Source organism: Streptomyces sp. DH24 (assembly GCF_029813775.1).
In the GTDB taxonomy this organism is placed as follows: Bacteria; Actinomycetota; Actinomycetes; order Streptomycetales; family Streptomycetaceae; genus Streptomyces.
In genome coordinates this window covers 254,178-277,568 of sequence record NZ_JARVKW010000005.1, presented here as the reverse complement: position 1 = coordinate 277,568, position 23,391 = coordinate 254,178, and the positions used below count along the sequence as shown (strand labels likewise).

Below are 23,391 nucleotides of genomic sequence, written 5' to 3'. Positions count from 1 at the left end.
GCGTACGGCCAGCAGCCGCCCCGGAGGCTGTGATGACCTCCCCCGCCCCCGGGGGCGCCGGCTTCGCGGAGAGCGAGGGCGGCGACAGGGGCGGCATCCGTACGGCGCTGTCCGGCCTGACCACCCGTGGCCGCTCCTTCCTGGCCGCCGGGATCGCGGCGGCCGTGTGCGCCTACGTGCTCGGGCAGAGCGACCTGCTCCGGGTCGGTCTGCTGCTGGCGGTGCTGCCGCTGGTGTGCGCGGCGGTGCTGTACCGCACGCGGTACCGGGTTGCGGGCAGCCGCCGGCTCACTCCCGCGCGCGTGCCGGCCGGCTCCGAGGCCCGGGTGCATCTGCGGATGGACAACGTCTCGCGGCTGCCCACGGGTCTGCTGATGCTCCAGGACCGCGTGCCGTACGTGCTCGGCCCGCGCCCCCGCTTCGTGCTGGACCGGGTCGAGGCGGGCGGTCGCCGCGAGGTGTCCTACCGGGTCCGCTCCGACCTGCGCGGCCGCTACCCGCTGGGCCCGCTCCAGCTGCGGCTGACCGACCCGTTCGGGATGTGCGAGCTGACCCGGTCCTTCCCGGCGTACGACACGCTGACGGTGATCCCGCGCGTGGAGCCCCTGCCACCGGTGCGGCTGGGCGGCCAGGCCAAGGGATACGGCGACGGACGGCAGCGTTCCCTGGCGCTGGCCGGCGAGGACGACGTGATCCCGCGCGGGTACCGCCACGGCGACGACCTGCGCCGCGTGCACTGGCGTTCCACCGCGCGCTACGGCGAGCTGATGGTGCGCCGCGAGGAGCAGCCGCAGCGGGCCCGCTGCACGGTGCTGCTCGACACCCGGGCCGTCGCCTTCCGGGGCGCCGGGCCGGACTCGGCCTTCGAATGGGCGGTGTCGGGCGCCGCGTCCGTGCTGGTGCACATGCTGGAGCGGGGCTTCTCGGTGCGGCTGCTGACCGACACCGGCAGTTCGGTGCCCGGCGAGGGCTCGGACGGCTTCGCGGGCGCCAGCCAGGAGGCGGCGGACGCGACCGGGATGATGATGGACACCCTGGCGGTGATCGACCACTCCGACGGCGCGGGCCTGTCGCGGGCGTACGACGTGCTGCGGGGCGGCAGCGAGGGGCTGCTGGTCGCCTTCCTCGGCGACCTGGACGAGCAGCAGGCGGCGGTGGTCGCGCGGATGCGGCACCGCAGCGGGGCCGCGGTCGCCTTCCTGCTGGACAGCGACGCCTGGGGGCGGGAACCGAGCGATGTGGCCGGGCCGTTGAACGAGCACGGGCAGCGGCTGCGGATGCTGCGCGAGGCGGGCTGGACGGCCGTGGCGGTGCCGCGTGGCGCCCCGCTGGACGAGATGTGGCGGCAGGCGGACCGGCAGCGGACCGGTGTCGTCGCGGGGAGCGGTGGGGAAGGGCGGTCATGAGCGGTCGGGCACGACTGGCGCTGTGCGCCTGGGCGGCCACGCTGATGGCCGCGGGCGCGCTGCTGCCCCTGGTCGAGCCGGCCACGTGGATCCTCCAGGGCGGCTTCCTGCTGGCGGTGCAGACGGGTGTGGGCATGGTGACGCGCCGGGTGCCGCTGGCGCGGCCCCTGACCGTGGCCGCGCAGGCGCTCGTCACGCTGGTGATGCTCACCCTGGTCTTCGCGCGGGAGCACGCGTTCGCGGGTCTGGTCCCGGGCCCCGAGGCCTTCGCCCACTTCGCCGACCTGCTCCGGCAGGGCACGGACGACGTCGGGCGGTACGCGATCCCGGCCCCGCTGTCCGACGGCATCCGGCTGATGCTGGTCGGCGGTGTGCTGGTGATCGGGCTGATGGTGGACGCCCTGGCGGTCACGTTCCGCACCGCGGCCCCGGCCGGGCTGGCGCTGCTCGCGCTGTACTCGGTGGCGGCGGGTCTGTCCGACGGCGGCGCCGACTGGGTGTGGTTCCTGATCGCGGCGGCGGGTTATCTGTTCCTGCTGCTGGCCGAGGGGCGCGACCGGCTCTCCCAGTGGGGCCGGGTCTTCGGCGGCGGTTCGCGCACGCCGGGCGGCGACTCGGGCGCCCTGTCCCCGGTGCGCACCGGGCGGCGCATAGGCATGGTCGCGCTGGGCATCGCCCTGGTGGTGCCGCTGGGTCTGCCCGCCATGAACGGCGGACTGCTGGACGCGGCCGGCACCGGGGTGGGCGGCGGCACGGGCGGCGGCGGCACGATCTCCGCGGTGAACCCTCTGGTGTCCCTGCGCGACAGCCTGAACGTGGAGGAGGACCGCACGGTCCTGACGGTGCGGACCGAGGCGGAGGACGTCTCCGACCTCTACCTGCGGATCGTGTCGCTGGACGACTTCGACGGCACCACGTGGAAGCCCGCCAAGCGGGAGATCACGGCCGTGCCGGAGGGGAGTTTCCCGACGCCGGCCGGTCTCGGCCCGGGCGTGAAGCGCGCCGAGTTCGACACGACGATCTCCGCGGCCGGCTGGTACGCCCAGGACTGGCTGCCCATGCCGTACCCGCCGAGCGGTGTCCGGATCCGCGGCGACTGGCGCTACGAGCCGGAGGGCATGACCCTGGTCGGCGACCACGGGCAGAACACACGCGGTCTGACGTACCAGGTGTCGAGCCTGGACGTGCAGCCGACGGCCGACCAGCTCGCCGCCGCACCGGCCCCGCCGGCGTCGCTGACGCGGGAGTTCACGAAGCTGCCGGACTCGCTGCCCGAGGTGGTGGCCCGCACGGCCCAGCAGGTCACCGAGGGCGCGGCGAACCCCTACGAGCAGGCGGTCAAGCTCCAGGACTACTTCTCCGTCACCGGCGACTTCGAATACGACACCCGGGTCCAGGTCGGCAGCGGCTCCCAGGCCATCGCCCGCTTCCTGCGCGACAAGCAGGGCTTCTGTGTGCACTTCTCCTTCGCGATGGCGTCCATGGCCCGCTCGCTGGGCATACCGGCCCGGGTCGCGGTGGGCTTCGCGCCGGGCACCCCGCAGGCCGACAGCACCGTGTCGGTGAGCCTGAAGGACGCGCACGCGTGGCCGGAGCTGTACTTCGAGGGCGTGGGCTGGACCCGCTTCGAGCCGACGCCGAGCCGCGGCACGACCCCGTCGTACACGGTGCCGGACACGCCGGGCAGCTCGCTGCCGAACCCGGCCCGGCCGTCGGAGTCGGCGTCGACGGCGCAGTCCGCCGCGCCCTCCAGGAGCGCGGGCTGCACGGTGGAGCAGAAGCGGCTGGACGGCGCCTGCCCGACCGAGTCCTCGCAGGCGGCGCTCGCCGTGGACGACGACGGACCCAAGTGGTGGGTGGTCCTGCTGTGGGTGCTGGGCGGCCTCGCCGCGGTGGCGCTCCCCTTGGCACCGATGCTGTGGCGGCATCGGACCCGGGCCGTGCGGCTCGGTGCGCACGGCCGCTCGGAGGAGGGCGCGGCGGCCCACACGCTGGCGGTGTGGCAGGAGCTGACCGACACGGCGTGGGACTTCGGGATCGTGCCGGAGGAGTCGCGTACACCGCGCGGGGCGGCCGCCCGGATCGTGCGGCTGGGGCGTCTCGACGGGGATGCCGCGTCGTCGGTGCACCGGGTGGCGGGCGCCGTCGAACAGGCCCTCTACGCGCCCCGGCCGCATCCGACACCGGGCCTCGCGGACGACGTCCGCCGGGTGATCGCCGGCCTGACGGCCGCGGCGAGCCGGGGCAGCCGGCTGCGCGCGGTGTTCGCGCCGCGTTCGGCCGTGCGGGTGGTGTGGACGACGTCGGCGTGGTGGACGGACGTCAAGGGCCGCGCCGCGGCGGCCCGCCCCACACTGCGCAGACCGACCCGGCAGCAGGGCTGAGGAGGGGCCGGGCGGCAGCACGCTGTGCCGCAGCCCGGCCCTTTCGGTGCGGCAGTGGCGCCTTGGCGTTCGCGTCGGCAGCGGGTGGCAGAGGTCAGTCGGCATTGCACCGCCCGCTTCCGAAGGGCGGCGGCACAGGCCTGCGGCAGCACCAGCGCATGCGTGAGGGGGTGACCACCGATCCCGGTGGTCACCCCCTCACGCGTGTCTTCACCTGTACGGGGAGACGTAGGCGGGGCTAATGGCCCTGTTCGTCACGGCGCCGCTGCCAGCGCTCCTCGATGCGGTCCATCATGGAGCGGCGCTGCCTGCCCTGACGACGCGGGGTCGGAGCACCGGCGGCCGGCTGTTCACCCGGCTTGGGTGCCTTGCGCCAACCGGTCACGGCGAGCACCGCGCAGCCCAGCATCACGAGGAAGCCGACGACGCTGAGCCAGACCTGCTGGGCGACCATTCCTGCCATGAGGAGCGCAATACCTACGAGGAAGCCGGCAACCGCCTGGTAGACCCGCCGCCGGGTGTACGTGCGCAGCCCGCTTCCCTCAAGCGCCGACGCGAACTTGGGATCTTCGGCGTACAGCGCTCGCTCCATCTGCTCGAGCATTCGCTGCTCGTGCTCCGAGAGCGGCACGGAGTCCTCCTCATCGTGCAGTCGCCGGGGCGACCCGGGGGGGTCTCTTCAGGATAGGCAGGGAATCGCCCCCGTGAAACCCGCCCCTCTGCGCCAATTGGCCAACCGGAACCCGCCATGGACGTCCCGGCCCGCTGAAGCTTCCATTCCCCAGCTACCGGCCCGTCATGCCGGGCGGTCTCCCTCGATCATACGGCGCCGTGCCTCCATTCGGGGGGCCTGTGGCGTACTGCATGTGCCATTGATGTGCTGATCAGCGGCGCACCGCAAGGGCCTGCTCAGGCCTCGTCCGCCACGCGGGTCTCACCGAGCACATGGAGCTGCGTGGCCACGGAGTGGAACGCCGGAAGCTCGGCCGCCGCCTCCTCCAGCTTCAGCAGCGCCTCCAGGGCGCCCGGCTCGGTGTCCACCAGCACGCCGGGCACGAGGTCGGCGAAGACCCGCACGCCGTGTACGGCGGCGACCTCCAGGCCTGCTCCCTCGACGAGCCCGGTGAGCTGCTCGGCGGTGAAGCGGCGCGGCATGGGGTCCCCCTCGCCCCAGCGGCCGCTGGGGTCCGTGAGCGCCTGTCGCGCCTCCTTGAAGTGGCCGGCGAGGGCCCGGGCGATGACGGCGCCGCCCAGGCCGGCGGCGAGCAGGCTGAGCACGCCCTCGGAGCGCAGGGCCGCGACCGCGTTGCGGACGCCCTCGGCCGGGTCGTCGACGTATTCGAGGACGCCGTGGCACAGCACGGCGTCGTAGCCGCCGCGCTCGACCACGTCGAAGAGGCCGTGGGCGTCGCCCTGGACGCCCCGCACGCGGTCGGCGACGTCGGCCTCGGCGGCGCGGCGCTCCAGGGCGAACAGCGCGTTCGGGCTGGGGTCGACGACGGTGACGCGGTGGCCGAGGCGGGCGACGGGCACGGCGAACTTGCCGCTGCCGCCGCCGGTGTCGAGAACGTCCAGCGCCTGGCGGCCCGTGGCCTTGACCCGGCGGTCCAGGGCCTCCTGGAGGACCTCCCAGACCACGGCGGTACGGATGGAGGCGCGGGGCTGGGAGGAGCCGGAGCGCAGCGACGCCGTTCGAGGGTGGTGGTGGGAGGCGGGCGGGCGCATCGGGTCCGACACGGCAGTTGACTCCTCGGCACGGCACCGCCCGGTGGACGGCGGAGCGAACGGGGTGCCCTCCCCGGTCCGGTGTACGGGCGGGCAGGGCTTCAGGCGCCCTCCACCCTATTGCCTCCGGCGCCCTGCCCGGTCACCGCGGGCCCGTTGCCCGCGGCGGCCCGCCCGGCATCCGCGAGCCCGTTGCTTCGGGCCCCTGCCTGGTCACCCCCGGGGCCCTGTCGCCTGCGGCACCGTGCCGCCCGGTGCCCGCGGGCGGCCCCGTCAGCCGGCGTCCGGCATGTCACGGTCCCGGCCGACGCCACGGCCCCGGCGCTCCGGCTGGTCGGTGTCCGCGCGCGGCTGCGGCAGGACCGGCTGGAGGACGAGCATCCGCTCCACCAGGCGCAGGAACATCGCCACGTCCCGTATCAGGTCGTCGGCGTCCCGACTGCTCGCCGCGCCCTGGATGCCCGCCTCCGCCCGGGCGCGGCGCCGGGCTCCCGAGGCGAACAGCGCGCTCCATTCGGAGAGCTCGGGCGCGATCTCGGGGAGCACTTCCCAGGCGCTCCGGATGCGGGCGCGGGCTCGTGGGCTGGTCTCCGGGCGGCCGAGTGCGGCGAGTACGGCGGCGGCGGTGCGCAGGGCGGCGAGGTGGGCCGTCGCGTACCGCTCGTTGGGCGTTTCCAGGGAGGCGGCCTCGTCCAGGCCGGCGCGGGCCTGGGCGAGCAGGTCGAGGGCGGCGGGCGGTGCCGTGGCCCGGCGCAGTACGGGGTGGACGTCGGTCGCGGGGCCGGTCAGTGAGGGGGCAGGGCCGGTGGCGCGGCGCCGACGGGCGGCGGCTGCGGACGGGTTGGCCATGACGAACCTCCTGTCGTCTGTGTGACGGCACGTCCTCATACGGGGTGCCGTATGTGCCCATCGTGAGGTATGGCACTGACAATCCGTTCTGACCTGGGGTTTTGCTTCGATCGCGAGTTCGGGCTAGCTTTTGCACTGACTGGTCAGTTCAAAAACATTTCCATTCGCAGGTTCACTTGAGGGGAGGGGGAACCGTGCACGGAATCGCGGTCACGGCCCGGGACTTCGGGCTCAGGGGCCCGCGCGGCTGGACCTTCCGCGGGGTCGCCTTCGACGCGGAGCCCGGTTCGCTGATCACGGTCGTGGGGCCCTCGGGGTCCGGCCGTACGTGTCTGCTGCTCGCGCTGACCGGACGGATGAAGGCGACCGAGGGCACGGCGGCCGTGGGCGGGGCCCGGCTGCCCCGGCGGATGTCCGCGGCCCGGCGCGTCAGCGCGCTCGCGCACGTCGCCGGTGTCACCGAGCTCGACCCGGCCCTGACCGTGGGCGAGCACCTGCGCGAGCGGGCGCTGCTCCAGCGCCGTTTCGGCGGCTCGCTGCGCGCGCTGCTGCGCCCGCGGGCCGAGCGCCGAAGCGAGGCGAAGCTGCGGGTCGACTCCGCGCTGGCCGCCGCCGGCCTCGACCTGGAGGCGCTGCCCAAGGGCGCCCGGACCGCCGTGCGGGACCTGGAGCGGCTGGAGGCGCTGCGGCTGTCCGTCGCGCTCGCGCTCGTCGGCCGCCCGCGGTTGCTCGGCGTGGACGACGCCGATTTGAAGCTGTCGGCCGCCGAGCGCGACGAGATGTGGGCACTGCTGCGGTCCGTCGCCGCCGGTGGCACGACGGTCGTGGCCGTGTGCGGCGAGGCCCCCGAGGGCACGGTCGTCGTGCCCACCCGGCCCGCCGCCGACCCGGACGACGACCACGACACCGGCGACCGCGGCATCGACACCGACACCGACACCGACGACAGCGACAGCGACAGCGACAGCGACAGCCGTATCGGCAGCCGTGACGACCACAACAACGGCGACGACGACCACCACAACGACGACAGCGACCACGACGCGAACGACGACGTAGCGAAGGAGGCGGCGGCCGATGCGTTCGCCGAAACTGGCCGCGCTTGAGCTGAGGCGCTTCGGGCGCGGCAGGCTCCCCAGGGCCGCGCTGGTCGCGCTGCTGGTGCTGCCCCTGCTGTACGGCGCCCTGTACCTGTGGTCGTTCTGGGACCCGTACAGCCGTCTGGACCGCATCCCCGTCGCGCTCGTGAACGACGACAAGGGCGCGAGCGCCGGCGGCGAGCGGCTCACGGCGGGCGACGACATCGCCGAAGGGCTGCGCGAGAGCGACACCTTCGACTGGCGCGAGGTGAGCGCCGCCGAGGCCCGCAGAGGTGTGGAGGACGGCACGTACTACCTGTCGCTCACCATGCCCGCCGACTTCAGCAGGCGCATCGCGTCCAGTTCGGGCGCCTCCCCGGAGACCGGCGCCCTCCGGGTGCGCACGAACGACGCCAACAACTACATCGTCGGGCAGATCTCGCGGACGGTCTTCAGCGAGGTGCGGCAGGCCGCGTCGACGAAGGCGTCCCGGTCGTTCCTGGACCGGATCTTCATCTCCTTCTCCGACATCCACGGCGAGACGGTGAAGGCCGCCAAGGGCGCCGACCGGCTCAAGGGCGGCATAGGCAGGGCCGAGAAGGGCGCCAAGGACCTCGCCGACGGACTGGCGGACGCCAAGGCCGGCAGCGGCAAGCTGTCCAAGGGCCTGAAGAAGCTGCACACGGGCGCGGGCGATCTGCAGTCCGGTTCCCGGCAGGTCGCCGACGGCACGCAGACGCTCGCCGACCTGGTCAACGGGTTCGCGGGCAAGGCGGGCCCGTTCCTGAAGGACAACGAGAAGACCATCGGGGACACGGCCCGGCTCGTGGCCGACTCGTCCGGCGCGATCCGCGACAACCTGGACACGCTGGCCGAACGGGCGCCCGGCGCGGCGAAGACGGCCCACGCCGCGGCCGACACGCTGACCGCGATCCACCGGACGCGCTGCGACGACCCCGTACTCCCCGACGCGGCCTGCGCCGACCTGGAGAAGGCCAGGGACGCCGCGGCCGGCGTGGCGGTCGTCGCGGACGATCTCAACACGCTGGTCGCCGACCACAACGGCGACCTCAAGCGGCTGGACAAGCACCTCGCGACCCTCCAGCAGCAGGCGCGAGCGCTCGCCGACCACGCGCCGCACCTGTCGGAGGACCTCGACGCGGCCGTGAAGAAGATCAACAAGCTGAACGAGGGCGCCGGGAAGGTCGCGGCGGGCGCAAAGAAGCTCAACAAGGGCCTCGGCGGCGCCGAGACGGGCGCGGCGGACCTGGACGAGGGCGTCGGCGCCCTCAGCACGGGCGCGCAGGACCTGAACGGCGGCATGTACAAGCTGGTGGACGGCTCCGGGAAGCTCGCGGGCGGTCTGCACGACGGCGCGAAGCAGATCCCCGACTACGGCGAGAAGGACCGCGACCGGCGCACGGACGTCATGGCGGACCCCGTCCGGCTGGTGTCCGAGGACCTGCACAAGGCGCCCAACTACGGCACCGGCTTCGCCCCGTACTTCATCCCGCTGTCCCTGTGGGTGGGCGCGATGGTGGCGTACATGGTGATCGCGCCGCTGAACCGGCGCGCGCTCGCCGCGGGCGCCCCGGCGTGGCGGATCGCGCTGGCGGGCTGGCTGCCGGTGGTGGCGATCGGGGTGCTCCAGACGGTGGCCCTGATGTCGGTGCTGCACTGGGCGGTGGGGCTGCGGATGGCGCGGGCGGCCGGCACGGTGGGCTTCCTGTTCCTGGTGACGGCGTGCTTCGCGGCGATCGTGCAGTGGCTGAACGCCCGCTTCGGCGCGGCGGGCCGGATCCTCGTCCTGGCGGCGCTGATGCTCCAGCTGACCTCGGCGGGCGGCACCTACCCCGTGCAGACCAGTCCCGGCTTCTTCAACGCGCTGCATCCCTTCCTGCCGATGAGCCACGTCGTGGACGCGCTCCGCAGGCTCATCACGGGCGGCGGACTCGGCCCCGTGTGGCAGGCGTGCGCGGTGCTGGTGGCGTTCACCGCGGGCGCGCTCGCGCTGACCGCCCTGTCGGCCCGCCGGCGTCAGGTGTGGACACTGGACCGGCTGCACCCGGAGCTGACCCTGTGACCGCGCCGACCGTGCCCGAGAAGGGCCCCGTACCTGTGAGAATCGGGGCCATGGAAAGCAGCAGCGCCACGTCGGGCGGCAGGACCCGCCGTGAGATCACCCGGCAGAAGCTCTACGAGGCGGCCGTCACGCTCATCGCCGAGCAGGGCTTCTCCGCCACCACGGTGGACGAGATCGCCGAGCGGGCCGGAGTCGCCAAGGGCACGGTCTACTACAACTTCGCGAGCAAGTCCGTCCTGTTCGAGGAACTGCTGCGGCACGGCGTCGGCCTCCTGACCGCGTCTCTTCGGGAGGCGGCCGAGCGCACCGCGCGCGAGGGCGGCAGCAAGGTCGACGCCCTGGACGCGATGATCCGCGCGGGGCTCGTCTTCATCGACCGCTACCCGGCCTTCACCCAGCTGTACGTGGCGGAGCTGTGGCGCACCAACCGCGCCTGGCAGTCCACGCTGATGGTGGTCCGTCAGGAGGCCGTCGCGGTCGTCGAGGGCGTGCTGCGCGACGGGGTGGCCGGCGGCGAGTTCAGCGAGGAGATCGACGTGCCGCTGACGGCGGCGGCGCTGGTCGGCATGGTGCTGGTGGCCGCGCTCGACTGGCAGGCCTTCCAGCCGGAGCGCTCCCTGGACGACGTGCACGCGGCGCTGTCCCGCCTGCTGCAGGGCCGGGTGAGCGGCCGCGGCTGACCGGCCGCGCACGTGAAAGCGCCGGTCCGTCGTGGCCGCGTCCCCCGCGGGCCGCCGTCGGACCGGCGCTTCCCCTGCTCCCCCGTACGTCCCCCCGTCGAACCCCGTTTCCGGTCGTCCCCCGGGTCTCCCCCGTGCCTCGCTCCCGCCGACCGCCGGCCGGCGGAAGGAGCGGATCGAGGGCCGCACCGTTCCGGCGCCCCGTGTCGCCGGTGCCGGTGCCGCGCCCCTTCTCCGTGCCTCCACTCTCTCGTTCGAGCGGGCCCGCACCCATCCGCGCGCGTACTCAACTGTCGTTCTAGGTACATGTACTCAGGTCTGCGCACCGGCCACCGCGGGCCCGCGCCGCGCCTGGTGCCGAGCGCGTCCGCGCCGGTACTCCCCCGGCATGGCCGACACCGGCAGGCACCACCCGGCGAGGACCGGAAAGCCGCTGTTCACAGGCCCGCGGCGGGACTGTCGGTGGGGGCGGATAAAGTCGCGGTCATGGCACGGATTGCGGTGATCGGCGCCGGGATGGGCGCGATGGCTGCCGCCGCCCGGCTGGCCGTCGCGGGCCACCGGGTGACGGTGTACGAGCGGACGGACACGTACGGCGGGGCGCTGCGCCGCGTGACGCGGGACGGCTTCTCCTTCGACACGGGTCCGGGGCTGCTGCCGCTGCCCGCCGTCTGGCGCGACCTGTTCGTCAAGACCGGCAAGGAGCCGCTGGAGGCCTGCGTCGATCTGGTCCAGGTCGACCCGTCCTCGCGGCACGTCTTCGCGGACGGCACACGGGTCGCCCTGCCGAACGCCTCACGCGCGGGTGTCGTCGCGGCCCTGGACGAGGCGCTGGGCGAGGGCGCGGGCCGCCGCTGGGGCGACTTCCTGGTGCGCGCCCGCGAGGCCTGGGACCGCACGCGCCGGCCGCTGCTGGAGGAGCCGCTGTGGCCGAACTGGCAGGTGCTGGCCGAGCGGGAGCCGTATCCGGCGGTGCCGCACAAGCGGCTGCTGCGCACCCGCCGGGCCGGCACGCTCGCCGAGGTCGCCGCGTGGGAGCTGCGGGACGCGCGGCTGGCCGCCCTGCTGGAGAGCCACGCCCTCGCGTACGGCCTGGACCCGCGCCTCACGCCGGCGAGCGCGGCCGTGCTGCCGTACATGGAGCACGCCTTCGGCATGTGGTACGTGCGCGGGGGGCTGCGGGAGCTGGCCCGCGCGGTGCACGACCGGTGCGTGGCGCGCCGGGTGGAGTTCCGCTTCGGCGCCGAGGTGACCGCGATCGTGGAGAAGGACGGCCGGGTGGCGGGCGTGGAGCTGGCCGGCCAGGAAGTGGCGGAGGCCGACTACGTGGTCGCCGGTGCGGCGCCGGGCGTGCTGGACCGGCTCGCCGGACAGTCGGCGGTGCGCGAGGGCGCCGGGGTCCCGCCGCAGCGCGGGCCGGCGAGCCGGCTCACGGTGCTGCTGGCGCTGCGCGGGGCGCGGCCGGAGGGGACGGCGCACCGCACGGTGGTGCACGCGACGGACCGGGAGGCGGAGCTGGACGCGCTGTTCGGTACGCCGCCCGGCGCGGTCGGTCCTCCGACGGTGACGGTCCTGCGGCCCGACGACCCCGAGCTGGTTCCGGACGCCGGTCACGAGGCCGTGACGCTGACGTCGACGGTGCCCGCCCGGTCCGGCGAGCGGGGCGGGGCCGGGTCCGAGGGCTTCGAGCACCACGCCGACGGCATGATCGCCGCGGCGGAGCGGGCCGTCCCCCGCCTGCGCGACCGCATCCTGTGGCACGAGGTGCGCACGCCGGCCGACATCGCCGCGGAGACCGCCGCGGAAGGCGGTGCGGTTCCCGCGCCGGCCCTGGCCGCGGCCGAGGGGCGGCTGCTGCACCCGTCGAACAGCACCCGCCTGCCGGGTCTGTTCACCGTCGGCGGCTGGGCCCATCCGGGCGGCGGGCTGCCGCACGCGGGGATGTCGGGCGCGCTGGTGGCCGGGCTGATCGTGGAGGGGCCGGAGTTCCGCGGCTCGCAGTGAGCGCGGGCGGCACCGCTCGGCCGGCGGCGCCGCTCAGTAGCGGTACTGCTCGTCGTACCCGGTGCCCTGCGTCGGCTGCTGCGGCTGCTCGCCCTGGTACGGGTAGGGCTGCTCGGGCGGCAGTTCCCCGCCGTAGGGGTCGTCGGTGCTGCGCTGCTGCGGCACCCACACGCCGCCGGGCGGGGTCTCGCCGCCGTAGCCCGCGGCGTACTGGTCCTGGGTGTAGTCCTGCTGTCCGTACGCCTGCTGGCCGTAGGCCGCCGGGTCGTACGGGGCGCCGCCGTAGGTCTGGGTGCCGATGTACGGGTCGGAGTAGGCGGCGTACTGCTGCTGGCCCGTGGCGTCGTAGCCGTAGTTCTGGTCGTAGCCGGTGTAGCCGTAGGCGTAGTTCTGGTCGGCGCCCTGGGCGGCCGCCGCGTGCTGCGGGTCGCCCTGGGGGTAGCCGGTGTCGGCGTACACGCCGTAGGAGCCGGTGTCGTCGGGCAGGGGCTGCGGCGCGTACACCGCGGTCGACTCGGCGGGCGTCGGGTCGGCGGTGGGGCGGGCGGGCGTGAAGACGTCGTCGCGGTCGTAGTCGTCGGTCCCGTAGGGCCGGTCGCCGTCACTCCGCGTGCGCGTGCCGTCGCCGTATTCGCTCTCGCCGGCGAGTCCGGAGTCCTCCGGGGAGGGCTCCTGGCGGTCGCGGTCGTAGCGTCGGGTCTTGCTGCTGAGGGCGGGCGCGTTGACCGCCCAGCCGGCCGCGAAGCCGCTGCGGAACGACAGCGTGACGTAGGTCTGGCCGACCGCGAAGGCGGCGGCGCCCAGTCCGATCACGACGACGGACGGGATGAGTACACCGAGGACGACACCGAGGAACCCGGCGAATGCCAGCAGCCGCCAGCGCAGGCGTGCCTTGTACTGCAGCAGCACCTCGCCCAGCAGCCACAACGCGACGATGCCGAACGCGATGTAGAGGACCGTCCAGCCCATGTACGCCCCTCTCCCAGTGGCCGCTACGCAGTGTGTCGTATACCCGTGCGACCGGTCTAGGCCCGCGGCGGGTGGTGCAGGCCCAGGTTCTCGTAGATTTCCAGCGTGGCCGTGGAGTTGTTCAGCGTGATGAAGTGCAGTCCGGGGACTCCCTCGGCCAGCAGTCGCGCGCAGAACTCCGTGGCGAACTCGATGCCAATGGAGCGTACAGCCGCCGGATCGTCCTTCGCTGCGAGGATCCGCTCTTTCAGGGCGTCCGGGAACGAGGCGTTGCTCAGCCTGGGCAGCCGCTCCAGCATCCGCACGCTGGTCACGGGCATGACCTCGGGGATGACCGGGGTGTCGCAGCCGGCCGCGTCGACTCGGTCACGCAGCCGCAGATAGGACTCCGGCTGGAAGAACATCTGGGTGATCGCGTAGTCGGCGCCGGCCCGGCACTTGTCGACGAAGTGCGCGACGTCGGTGTCCCAGTCGGCGGAGCGCGGGTGCATCTCCGGGAAGGCCGCGACGCCCACACAGAAGTCGCCCGACTCCTTGATGAGCCGGACGAGTTCGGCCGCGTACGTCAGTCCCCGCGGGTGCGGGACCCACTCGCCCATCGGGTCGCCGGGCGGGTCGCCGCGCACCGCGAGCATGTTGCGGATGCCGGCGTCGGCGTACTGCCCGATGATGTTGCGCAGTTCGGCGACGGAGTGGTCGACCGCGGTGAGGTGGGCGACCGGGGTGAGCGTGGTGTCGGCGACGATCTGCTGGGTCTCCTTGACCGTGCCGGCGCGCGTCGAGCCGCCGGCGCCGTAGGTCACGGAGACGAAGTCGGGCGCGACCGCCTCGACCCTGCGCAGCGCGCTCCACAGGTTTCGCTCGCCCTTGGGCGTCTTCGGCGCCGAGAACTCGAAGGAGTACGTCGTTTTGCCGCCGGCGAGGATGTCGCGCACCGTTCGCGCGCGATCTGTCCTGGTGGATGCGGTTCCGAGGGCCATACCCGCAGGTTAGTCAGGCGGTGACGGTCCCCCAACCGAATGCCGGAAATTTGCCCGAATTGTCCACTTCTTGTCCACCCCTTGGACATGTGGGCCCCGAACCGGGTCCACAGGCCCTGCGAGGACCCGCCTACGCCTCGCGCAACCGCTCGGCGAACTCCGCCGCCGCCGCTCCGGGGTCGTCCGCCTCGGTGATCGCCCGGACGACGACGACCCGGCGGGCGCCGGCCTCCAGCACCTGGTCCAGGTTGCCGAGGTCGATGCCGCCGATGGCGAACCAGGGGCGGTCGGTGCCCAGGGAGGCCGTGTACCGCACCAGGTCCAGGCCGGGTGCGTGGCGGCCGGGCTTGGTCGGGGTGGGCCAGCACGGGCCGGTGCAGAAGTAGTCCACGCCGTCCTGGGCGGCGGCTGCCGCGGCCTCGGACTCGGCGTGCGTGGAGCGGCCGATCAGGATCTCGTCACCGAGGATCGCGCGCGCGGCCGGGACCGGGAGGTCGCCCTGGCCGAGGTGCAGGACGCCGGCGCGGGCGGCGTGGGCGACGTCCGCGCGGTCGTTGACCGCGAGGAGCCTGCCGTGCCGGGCGCAGGCGTCGGCGAAGACCTTCAGGTGCTCCAGTTCCTCGGCGGCCTCCATGCCCTTGTCGCGCAGCTGCACGATGTCGACCCCGCCGGCGAGGACCGCGTCCAGGAACTCGGGCAGGTCGCCCTGGCGCTTGCGGGCGTCCGTGCAGAGGTAGACACGGGCGTCGCCGAGCGCGGCGCGTGCGGTGGCGGTGTCGGGCATGCGTGGGTCCCCCCGGGGTTCGGTGCGCGGGCAGGTGTGCCGTCGGTGGCACACGCGCGTGCGTCACGCACGGTGTCTCGTGACGCACGGTGTCTGTGGCGTACGGGCCGGGCCAGCACCGGGGCGCGGGCGGGCCGTGCCGGTCCGGGGCCGGGACCCGGGCGGGGCCGGCCCGTACGCCGGACGGTATGTCAGGTCGGGCTCGGGCTCAGACGGCGAGCGCCTGGGCGCGGCGCTTCACCTCCGTGCCGCGATTCTCGCTCAGGGCCTGCGCGGGCGTGCCGGGCAGGCTCGGGTCGGGGGTGAAGAGCCACTCCAGCATCTCTTCGTCCGTGAAGCCGTCGTCCCGCAGGAGCGTCAGGGTTCCGGACAGGCCCTTGACGACCTTGTCCCCGTCGATGAAGGCGGCGGGTACGTGCAGCGCGCGGTTCTCACCGCGGCGTACGGCGATGAGCTGGCCGTCCTTGACCAGCTGCCGCACACGCGTCACCTCGACGCCGAGCTGTTCGGCGATGTCGGGGAGGGTGAGCCAGGCGGGGACGAGAGCATCGATCTTTGCGTCAATCTCGGTCACGGAATCAAGCCTGCCATCTGCCACTGACAGTCGGAAGCCGGAGCCCCCCGCGTCGGCGCGCGCACCCACCGTGTACAGGGGCTGTGGCGCGGGTGTCAGGCCGTCGCCGCCTTCAGGGGCCGCGCCGGGTCCGCGAGCAGCCGCGGGTCCAGCACGGCGCCCGCCTCGATCAGCCGCCGGCCCTGGGCCAGGTCCCTCGGCCGTCCCACCGCGAGCAGGGCGACCAGCCGGTCGTCGCGCAGCCAGCAGACGCTCCAGGCCGGTCCGGACGGGTCGCCGCGCCACAGGGCGGTGTCGGCGGCCGTGTGATGGCCGGCGTACTGCACGAAGCGCCCGAACTGCTCGGACCAGAAGTACGGCACCGGGTCGTAGACGGCGGGGGTCTGGCCGATCGCGCCGCCGACGATGTTCCGGGCCACCGTGCGCGGGCCCTGGAGCGCGTTGTCCCAGTGGTGCACCAGCAGCCGCTCGCCGTAGCGCCCGGACGGGAAGGAGGCGCAGTCGCCGACCGCGTAGACGTCCGGCGCCGAGGTGCGCAGCTGCTCGTCGGCGACCACCTCGCCCCGCGCGCCCAGGGCGATGCCGGAGCCGGCGAGCCAGGCGGTGGCGGGGCGGGCGCCGATGCCGACGACGACGGCACCGGCCGGGATGCGCGAGCCGTCGTCGAGGAGCACCGCACCGGGCTCGACGCGCGCCACGCGCGTGTGCGTGCGCAGGACGGCACCGGCGTCGGCGTACCAGGCGGCCATCGGCTCGGCCACCTCGGCGGGCAGCGCGCCCGCGAGGGGCCGCTCCGCCGCCTCCACCACGGTCACCGCGCAGCCCGCCTCGCGCGCCGCCGTGGCGAACTCGGCGCCGATCCAGCCGGCGCCGACGACCACGATGTCGTGCTGCCGGGCGAGCACGGGCCGCAGCCGTTCGGCGTCGTCGAGGGTGCGCAGCAGATGGACGCCGGGCACGCCCTCGGCGCCCGGCAGACGCATCGGTTCGGCGCCGGTGGCCAGCACGAGGACGTCGTACGGCACCGGCCCCTCGGCGGTGTCGAGTGCGTGGTCGGCGGGGCGGACGCCCAGCACCTCGCGGCCGAGCCGGAGTTCGATGCCGAGCGCCTCGAAGTCGACGTCGAAGGCGGAATGCTCGGCCGTGCCCAGCAGGACGGCCTTGGACAGCGGCGGCCGGTCGTACGGCTGGTGGGGTTCGGCGCCGATCAGCGTCACGGTGCCGGTGAAGCCCTGTTCCCGCAGGGCGACGGCGGTCTGCACGCCGGCCATGCCCGCGCCCACGACGACCACGCGGCGCGGCGTGTCCCCTGCCCGGTCCTGCGTCTGCTCGCTCACCCGATCACCATAGACACCTGACGAACCGTCAGTCAGTGGCCGGGCACGTGACCTGCTCCACAACGCTGGTCCCGCCGCCCTCCTGCGACTCCCACTCCCAGGTCTCGTCCAGGCGCACACGCCCGTCGGGAAGCTCGACGACGGTCGACACGCAGTGCCCGGAGGAGGTCGTCCCGTCCCGCTTGAGCTGGACGTAGCGGAAGTCCAGCCGGTCGCCGCGCCGGGTGCCCACGAGGTGCCCGCGCACGACGTCCCCGCCCGCGTAGTCGGCCCAGATCTCGCCGTCGTTCTCGTGGTAGGCGAAGCGGGTGCGGGTGCCCACCTGGCCGGGGGCCTGGTCGGCGACGGGGGCGAGGACCAGACCGTCGAGCGAACGTGCCACGGCTGAGGCTCCCTTGCACGGTGCGAGCTGCGAAGGCCGGACGACAGGGCCTAAGGTGGCCACCGTAAAGCACTCGCGGGAGCCCGGACGCACCGGGCTGAGAGGGAGGCTGGCGGCCTCCGACCGTACGAACCTGATCCGGGTCATGCCGGCGAAGGGAGGGGCTGGACGCCCATGTCGCCCACGCGCACACCAGACGTCCTCGTCGTAGGGGGCGGAATCATCGGCCTGGTGACGGCCTGGCGGGCCGCGCAACGCGGGTTCGCCACGGCCGTCGTCGATCCCGAGCCCGGCGGCGGAGCCGCGCAGGTGGCCGCCGGGATGCTGGCCGCCGTCACGGAACTGCACCACGGCGAGCAGACCCTGCTCGCCCTCAACCTGGCGTCGGCCCGCCGCTACCCGGACTTCGCGGCGGAGCTCACCGACCTCACCGGACACGGCCTCGGCTACCGCCGCTGCGGCACGCTCGCCGTCGCGCTGGACTCCGACGACCGCGCCCACCTGCGTGAACTGCACGCCCTCCAGCAGCAGTCCGGCCTTGAGTCGGAGTGGCTGTCGGGGCGGGAGTGCCGGCGTCTGGAGCCGATGCTCGCGCCCGGCGTGCGCGGCGGCCTGCGGGTCGACGGCGACCACCAGGTCGACCCGCGGCGCCTGGCCCGCGCGCTCGTGGCCGCCTGCGAACGGACCGGCGTGGTGTTCCACCGGCAGTGGGCCGAGCGGCTCACGACCCTGGGCGACCGGGCCACCGGCGTCGTCACCGCCGACGGCACCGGGCTGGGCGGCGGTCAGGTCGTCCTCGCCGCGGGCAGCCTCAGCGGGCGGCTCGCCGGTGTGCCGGACGCCGTGCTGCCGCCGGTGCGTCCCGTGAAGGGGCAGGTCGTACGGCTGGCCGTGCCGCAGCGGTACGCGCCGTTCCTGAGCCGGACCGTGCGCGCCGTCGTGCGCGGCGGCCAGGTGTACCTGGTGCCCCGTGAGAACGGCGAGCTGGTGGTCGGCGCGACCACGGAGGAGCTGGGCTGGGACACCACGGTCACCGCGGGCGGCGTGTACGAGCTGCTGCGGGACGCGCACGAGCTGGTGCCGGGCATCACCGAGCTGCCCCTGACGGAGACCCGGGCCGGGCTGCGTCCCGGCTCCCCGGACAACGCGCCGCTGCTCGGCCCGACCGAGCTGCCGGGACTGCTGCTGGCCACCGGGCACTACCGCAACGGCGTGCTGCTCACGCCGGTCACCGGCGACGCCGTGGCGCACGCGCTGGCCACCGGGGAACTGCCCGAGGAAGCCAGGCCCTTCACCCCGAAGCGTTTCGGCACCGCGCCCACGGAGCGGTCCGCACGACTCACGGAGCAGCCCGCATGAACATCTCGGTCAACGGGGAGCCCCGGGAGATCCCGCCCGGCACGGCTCTCGACACCGTCGTGAAGTCGCTCACCGCGGCGCCGTCCGGCGTGGCCGCCGCCCTCAACGAAACCGTCGTCCCCCGCACCGAGTGGCCGTCGACGCCCCTGTCCGAGGGCGACCGCGTCGAGGTCCTCACCGCCGTCCAAGGAGGCTGACCATGGCCGACGATCCCTTCGTCCTCGGCGGTACGTCCTACACGTCCCGTCTGATCATGGGCACCGGCGGGGCGCCCAGCCTCGACGTGCTGGAGCGCGCGCTGGTGGCCTCCGGCACGGAGCTCACGACCGTCGCGATGCGGCGGGTGGACCCGTCGGTGCACGGGTCCGTGCTGTCGGTGCTGGACAGGCTCGGCATCCGGGTGCTGCCGAACACGGCGGGCTGCTTCACGGCGGGCGAGGCGGTGCTGACCGCGCGCCTGGCCCGGGAGGCGCTCGGTACGGATCTGATCAAGCTGGAGGTCATCGCCGACGAGCGGACCCTGCTGCCGGACCCGATCGAGCTGCTGGACGCGGCGGAGACGCTGGTGGACGACGGGTTCACCGTGCTGCCGTACACGAACGACGACCCGGTGCTGGCGCGGAAGCTGGAGGACGTCGGCTGTGCGGCCGTGATGCCGCTCGGGTCGCCCATCGGGTCCGGGCTCGGGATCCGCAACCCGCACAACTTCCAGCTGATCGTCGAGCACGCGCGTGTGCCGGTGATCCTGGACGCGGGTGCGGGGACGGCGTCCGACGTGGCGCTGGCGATGGAGCTGGGGTGCGCGGGCGTGATGCTCGCGTCGGCGGTCACGCGGGCGCGGGAGCCGGTGCTGATGGCGTCCGGCATGCGGTGCGCCGTGGAGGCGGGGCGGCTGGCGTACCGGGCGGGGCGGATTCCCCGGCGGCATTTCGCGGAGGCGTCGTCTCCCGCGGAGGGCCGGGCGGTGCTGGACCCGGAGCGGCCGGCTTTCCAGGCTTCTCTCCCACCGGCGCACCACCCGCTCCCGGCCGGCCGGGATGTGGAGCGACCTCCTTCGGGCTGAGCGCCGTCGGCCGCCTTCCTCCGCGGTGGCCGTCCCCTCCGTGGGAAGCGTCACAGGTCGGCTGCAGAGCTCCGGTGCGGGCTTGGGCGTCAGTGGCGGCTCGTACACTCACCTGCGTGGACACGACCCTTCAGGACCCTCTGGTCGGGCAGCTGCTCGACGGGCGGTACCGCGTCGAGGCGCGCATCGCGGTCGGCGGGATGGCCACGGTCTACCGGGCCGTGGACACCCGCCTGGACCGCGTGCTCGCGCTCAAGGTGATGCATCCGTCGCTCGCGGCCGACGGGTCGTTCGTCGAGCGCTTCATCCGCGAGGCGAAGTCGGTGGCGCGCCTCGCCCACCCCAACGTGGTGCAGGTCTTCGACCAGGGCACCGACGGCCCGTACGTCTACCTCGCCATGGAGTACGTGGCGGGCTGCACCCTGCGCGACGTGCTGCGCGAGCGCGGCGCGCTCCAGCCACGGGCCGCGCTCGACATCCTGGAGCCGGTGCTCGCCGCGCTGGGCGCCGCCCACCGCGCCGGTTTCGTGCACCGGGACATGAAGCCGGAGAACGTCCTCATAGGGGACGACGGCCGGGTCAAGGTCGCCGACTTCGGTCTCGTACGGGCCGTGGACACGGTGACGAACACCACCGGGACCGTGCTCGGCACGGTGGCGTATCTCGCGCCCGAGCAGATAGAGAGCGGGACGGCGGACCCGCGCGTCGACGTCTACGCGTGCGGCGTCGTCCTCTACGAGATGCTGACCGGCGACAAGCCGCACGACGGGGACTCCCCCGCGATCGTGCTCTACAAGCACCTGCACGAGGACGTGCCGCCGCCGTCGGCCGCCGTGCCCGGCATGGCGTACGAGCTGGACGAGCTGGTGGCGTCGGCGACCGCCCGCACCCCGGACGTCCGGCCGCACGACGCGGTGGCGCTGCTCGCCCAGACCCGCGAGGCGCGTGCCGCGCTCGGTGCCGCCCAGCTGGACGCGGTGCCGCCGCTGGCGCTCACCTCGGACCACGACATCGCCGAGGACCGGACGAGCGTGATCCCGCGCGCGCTGACGGTGCCCCGTCCGCTGCCGGTCGACGAGGACGACGAGGCGGCGGGCGTGCACCGCACCAGCCGTCTCCAGTCCCCGCCGCCGCCCCTCCCGCGCCGCGGCCCGGGGCTGCGCGGGCGCGGTCCGCTGGCGGTCGTGCTGGCGGTGCTGCTGGTGTTCGGCGTCGGCGCGGGCGTCTGGTACATCAACTCCGGCCAGTTCACGAAGGTCCCACCGCTGCTGACGAAGACGGAGGCGCAGGCCAGGGACCGGCTGGAGGAGGCCGGGCTCGACGTGGGCACGGTGCGGCACGCCTACAGCGACACGGTGAAGCGGGGCACGGTCATCAGCACGGACCCGGAGGCGGGCAGCCGCATACGGCAGAACGACTCCGTGGCGCTGACGATCTCCGACGGCCCGAAGAACGTGAAGGTGCCGGACCTCGCCGGCTACCGGCTCGACAAGGCCCGCGCGGTGCTGAAGCAGGACGGCCTGGAGCCGGGCATGGTCACGCGGGGGTTCAGCGACGACGTTCCCCGGGGTTTCGTGATCTCGACGGCCCCGGTGACGAACACCACGGTCCGCGCGGGCTCGGCCGTCGCGCTCAGCGTCAGCAAGGGCAGCCCGATCGACGTGCCGGACGTCACCGGCGACGACCTCGACGATGCGCGGGCCGAGCTGACGGAGGCCGGCCTGAAGGTGAAGATCGCCGCCGAGCGGGTCAATTCCGCGTACGACAAGGGCCGGGTGGCCCGGCAGACCCCGGCGCCCGACAGCCGGGCCGCCGAGGGCGACACGGTGACGCTGACGGTGTCCAAGGGCCCGGAGATGGTCGAGGTCCCGGACGTGGTCGGCGACAGTGTGGACGACGCCAGGCGGGAGCTGGAGGCGGCCGGGTTCGAGGTGGAGGAGGACCGCGGCCTGCTCGGCCTGTTCGGCGACACCGTCGAGGGGCAGTCCGTGGCGGGCGGGGAGAAGGCCCCCAAGGGGTCGACCGTCACCATCGAGATCCGCTGACGGGGCGGGCCGGGCGGCATGACACCCTGATCGGGTGAAGAGTCAGCAGTCCGGCCGTTCCCGCAATCCCGTCGGCGGCCATGTCCCCGTCGCCGGCGGTCTCCACTCCGTCGGTCTGTCGTACGCCCGTGAGCTCGGTGCCGAGACCGTGCAGGTCTTCGTCGCCAACCCGCGCGGCTGGGCCACCCCGGCCGGCAATCCGCGCCAGGACGAGGCGTTCCGCGCCGCGTGCGAGGCGGAGGCGATCCCGGCGTACGTGCACGCCCCCTATCTGATCAACTTCGGCTCCCACACGGAGGCGACCGTCGAGCGCTCGGTGGAGTCGCTGCGGCACTCGCTGCGGCGCGGCCGGGCGATCGGGGCGCTGGGCGTGGTCGTGCACACGGGCAGCGCGACGGGCGGCCGGGACCGGCCGGTGGCGCTGAGGCAGGTCCGTGAGCATCTGCTGCCGCTGCTGGACGAGCTGACCCACGACGACGATCCGTATCTGCTGCTGGAGTCCACGGCCGGGCAGGGCTCCTCGCTGTGCTCGCGGACCTGGGACTTCGGGCCGTACTTCGAGGCGCTGGACGCCCATCCGAAGCTGGGCGTGTGCATGGACACCTGCCACGTCTTCGCGGCCGGGCACGACCTGAGCGGCCCGGGCGGCATGCACCGGACGCTGGACCTGCTGGTGGACACGGTCGGGCCGGGCCGGCTGAAGCTGATCCACGCCAACGACTCGAAGGACGTGGTGGGCGCCCACAAGGACCGCCACGCGAACATCGGCGCCGGTCACATCGGCGAGGACCCGTTCCGTGCGCTGATGACGCATCCCGCGACCGAGGGCGTGCCGCTGGTCATCGAGACGCCCGGCGGCAAGGAGGGCCACGCGGCGGACGTGGAGCGCCTGAAGAAGCTGAGAGAGGCCGCCGGCTGAGTCAGAGCTCGGGGCCCTCACCGGGCTGCTCCTGGTAGGAGTAGCGCTGTTCCTTCCACGGGTCGCCGACGTTGTGGTAGCCGCGCTCCTCCCAGAAGCCGCGGCGGTCGGCGGTCATGTACTCGACGCCGCGCACCCATTTCGGGCCCTTCCAGGCGTACAGGTGCGGCACGATCAGGCGCAGCGGGAAGCCGTGTTCGGCGGTGAGGAGCTCGCCGTCCTTGTGGGTGGCGAACAGGGTGCGGTCGGCGGCGAAGTCGGTCAGCCGCAGGTTGGAGCTGAAGCCGTATTCGGCCCACACCATCACATGGGTGACCTCGGGCGCGGGCGGCGCGATGTCGAGGATCGTGCGGGCGGGGATGCCGCCCCACTCGGCGCCGAGCATGCTGAACTTCGTGACGCAGTGCAGGTCGGCGACGACGGTGGTGTACGGCAGGGCCGTGAACTCGTCGTGGTTCCAGCAGTGCTTCTCGCCGCCGGCGGTGGCGCCGAAGACCCGGAACTCCCAGCGCTCGGGGCGGAACTTGGGGACGGGCCCGTAGTGGGTGACCGGCCAGCCCCGCTGGAGCCGCTGCCCCGGGGGAAGCTCGGGCTGTGCCACTCCCTGTGAATCGCGCTCTCCCGATTCGCGCTCCGCCGGCTGACCCATGGCTCCATCCTGACAGACCTCGGGCGATGGACTTGACCGGCCCCGCCCGCGCCGCGGAGAGTGCGGCCATTTCGCATCAATCCGGACTAAGCCTGCCCTTACTTACTAAGCACAGACTTA

Annotated in this window: 20 protein-coding genes, 1 pseudogene and 1 riboswitch; of the genes and pseudogenes, 11 read left to right on the top strand and 10 right to left on the bottom strand. The window is 73.9% G+C overall.

The features are described from left to right. The first annotated feature begins 32 nt into the window (after positions 1-32). The gene (locus tag QC282_RS06360) at positions 33-1,406 is read left to right on the top strand and encodes a DUF58 domain-containing protein (RefSeq protein ID WP_279548218.1); all 1,374 of its coding nucleotides are present in this window, start codon (positions 33-35) and stop codon (positions 1,404-1,406) included. Next, positions 1,403-3,790, top strand: a complete 2,388-nt coding sequence (locus tag QC282_RS06355; protein WP_279548211.1) for a DUF3488 and transglutaminase-like domain-containing protein — start codon at positions 1,403-1,405, stop codon at positions 3,788-3,790. The genes QC282_RS06360 and QC282_RS06355 overlap by 4 nt, the downstream gene beginning before the upstream one ends. Positions 3,791-4,028: 238 nt before the next feature. Here the strand turns inward: QC282_RS06355 and QC282_RS06350 are convergent, their stop codons facing one another. The 3 genes from QC282_RS06350 to QC282_RS06340 all read right to left on the bottom strand — a co-directional run bounded on the left by QC282_RS06350 (position 4,029) and on the right by QC282_RS06340 (position 6,364). Beyond that, the gene (locus QC282_RS06350; protein ID WP_279548210.1) at positions 4,029-4,421 is read right to left on the bottom strand and encodes a DUF3040 domain-containing protein; all 393 of its coding nucleotides are present in this window, start codon (positions 4,419-4,421) and stop codon (positions 4,029-4,031) included. Between the two features lie 278 nt (positions 4,422-4,699). Beyond that, positions 4,700-5,527: a methyltransferase gene (locus QC282_RS06345; protein ID WP_279548209.1), complete on the bottom strand. Its 828-nt coding sequence runs from the start codon at positions 5,525-5,527 to the stop codon at positions 4,700-4,702. A gap of 261 nt (positions 5,528-5,788) precedes the next feature. Then, positions 5,789-6,364, bottom strand: a complete 576-nt coding sequence (locus QC282_RS06340; RefSeq protein ID WP_279548208.1) for an SAV_6107 family HEPN domain-containing protein — start codon at positions 6,362-6,364, stop codon at positions 5,789-5,791. A 194-nt stretch (positions 6,365-6,558) separates the two neighbouring features. Here QC282_RS06340 and QC282_RS06335 point away from each other — a divergent pair, with 194 nt between their 5' ends. The 4 genes from QC282_RS06335 (at position 6,559) to QC282_RS06320 (ending at position 12,210) form a co-directional block, all read left to right on the top strand. Then, positions 6,559-7,470: an ATP-binding cassette domain-containing protein gene (locus tag QC282_RS06335; protein ID WP_279548207.1), complete on the top strand. Its 912-nt coding sequence runs from the start codon at positions 6,559-6,561 to the stop codon at positions 7,468-7,470. Beyond that, complete coding sequence (locus QC282_RS06330; protein WP_279548206.1) at positions 7,442-9,526, top strand: YhgE/Pip domain-containing protein; 2,085 nt, start codon at positions 7,442-7,444, stop codon at positions 9,524-9,526. Before QC282_RS06335 ends, QC282_RS06330 begins: the two co-directional genes overlap by 29 nt. A gap of 50 nt (positions 9,527-9,576) precedes the next feature. Then, a complete protein-coding gene (locus QC282_RS06325; protein ID WP_279548205.1) occupies positions 9,577-10,206 on the top strand; it encodes a TetR/AcrR family transcriptional regulator in 630 nt (209 codons plus the stop codon). Positions 10,207-10,692: 486 nt separating this feature from the next. Next, positions 10,693-12,210: an NAD(P)/FAD-dependent oxidoreductase gene (locus QC282_RS06320; protein ID WP_279548204.1), complete on the top strand. Its 1,518-nt coding sequence runs from the start codon at positions 10,693-10,695 to the stop codon at positions 12,208-12,210. Between the two features lie 33 nt (positions 12,211-12,243). On the opposite strand, the gene QC282_RS06315 is transcribed toward QC282_RS06320, so the two are convergent. The 6 genes from QC282_RS06315 to QC282_RS06290 all read right to left on the bottom strand — a co-directional run bounded on the left by QC282_RS06315 (position 12,244) and on the right by QC282_RS06290 (position 17,236). Further along, positions 12,244-13,179, bottom strand: a complete 936-nt coding sequence (locus QC282_RS06315; protein ID WP_279548203.1) for a hypothetical protein — start codon at positions 13,177-13,179, stop codon at positions 12,244-12,246. A 56-nt stretch (positions 13,180-13,235) separates the two neighbouring features. After that, entirely contained in the window at positions 13,236-14,159 is a 924-nt protein-coding gene (metF, locus tag QC282_RS06310) for a methylenetetrahydrofolate reductase [NAD(P)H] (RefSeq protein WP_279548202.1), read from the bottom strand. 130 nt (positions 14,160-14,289) lie between these two features. Next, positions 14,290-14,943: a thiamine phosphate synthase gene (gene thiE / locus QC282_RS06305; protein WP_279548201.1), complete on the bottom strand. Its 654-nt coding sequence runs from the start codon at positions 14,941-14,943 to the stop codon at positions 14,290-14,292. A gap of 208 nt (positions 14,944-15,151) precedes the next feature. Then, positions 15,152-15,517 carry an Rv2175c family DNA-binding protein gene (locus QC282_RS06300; RefSeq protein ID WP_086855209.1) on the bottom strand — a complete coding sequence of 122 codons (366 nt, stop codon included), beginning with the start codon at positions 15,515-15,517 and terminating at the stop codon, positions 15,152-15,154. A gap of 95 nt (positions 15,518-15,612) precedes the next feature. Further along, positions 15,613-16,854, bottom strand: a complete 1,242-nt coding sequence (locus QC282_RS06295; protein WP_279548200.1) for an FAD-dependent oxidoreductase — start codon at positions 16,852-16,854, stop codon at positions 15,613-15,615. Between the two features lie 28 nt (positions 16,855-16,882). Beyond that, a complete protein-coding gene (locus tag QC282_RS06290) occupies positions 16,883-17,236 on the bottom strand; it encodes a hypothetical protein (RefSeq protein ID WP_279548199.1) in 354 nt (117 codons plus the stop codon). Positions 17,237-17,301: 65 nt separating this feature from the next. Beyond that, positions 17,302-17,413, top strand: a riboswitch (TPP riboswitch). Between QC282_RS06290 and thiO the strand changes: the two genes are divergently transcribed. From thiO to QC282_RS06265, 5 genes and pseudogenes are all read left to right on the top strand, one after another. After that, entirely contained in the window at positions 17,411-18,595 is a 1,185-nt protein-coding gene (thiO, locus tag QC282_RS06285) for a glycine oxidase ThiO (protein ID WP_279548198.1), read from the top strand. (Overlaps the previous riboswitch by 3 nt.) Further along, positions 18,592-18,792, top strand: coding sequence for a sulfur carrier protein ThiS (thiS, locus tag QC282_RS06280; RefSeq protein ID WP_279548197.1), 201 nt, complete (start codon positions 18,592-18,594; stop codon positions 18,790-18,792). The genes thiO and thiS overlap by 4 nt, the downstream gene beginning before the upstream one ends. 2 nt (positions 18,793-18,794) lie before the next feature. Then, positions 18,795-19,586, top strand: a pseudogene (locus tag QC282_RS06275) (thiazole synthase); the annotation flags it as partial. Between the two features lie 188 nt (positions 19,587-19,774). Next, positions 19,775-21,703, top strand: coding sequence for a Stk1 family PASTA domain-containing Ser/Thr kinase (pknB, locus tag QC282_RS06270; RefSeq protein WP_279548196.1), 1,929 nt, complete (start codon positions 19,775-19,777; stop codon positions 21,701-21,703). A gap of 34 nt (positions 21,704-21,737) precedes the next feature. Beyond that, positions 21,738-22,622, top strand: coding sequence for a deoxyribonuclease IV (locus tag QC282_RS06265; RefSeq protein WP_279548195.1), 885 nt, complete (start codon positions 21,738-21,740; stop codon positions 22,620-22,622). A 1-nt stretch (position 22,623) separates the two neighbouring features. Here the strand turns inward: QC282_RS06265 and QC282_RS06260 are convergent, their stop codons facing one another. Continuing rightward, positions 22,624-23,271 (bottom strand): sulfite oxidase-like oxidoreductase, encoded by a 648-nt coding sequence (locus tag QC282_RS06260; RefSeq protein ID WP_279548194.1) that lies wholly within the window; start codon positions 23,269-23,271, stop codon positions 22,624-22,626. Positions 23,272-23,391 lie beyond the last annotated feature (120 nt).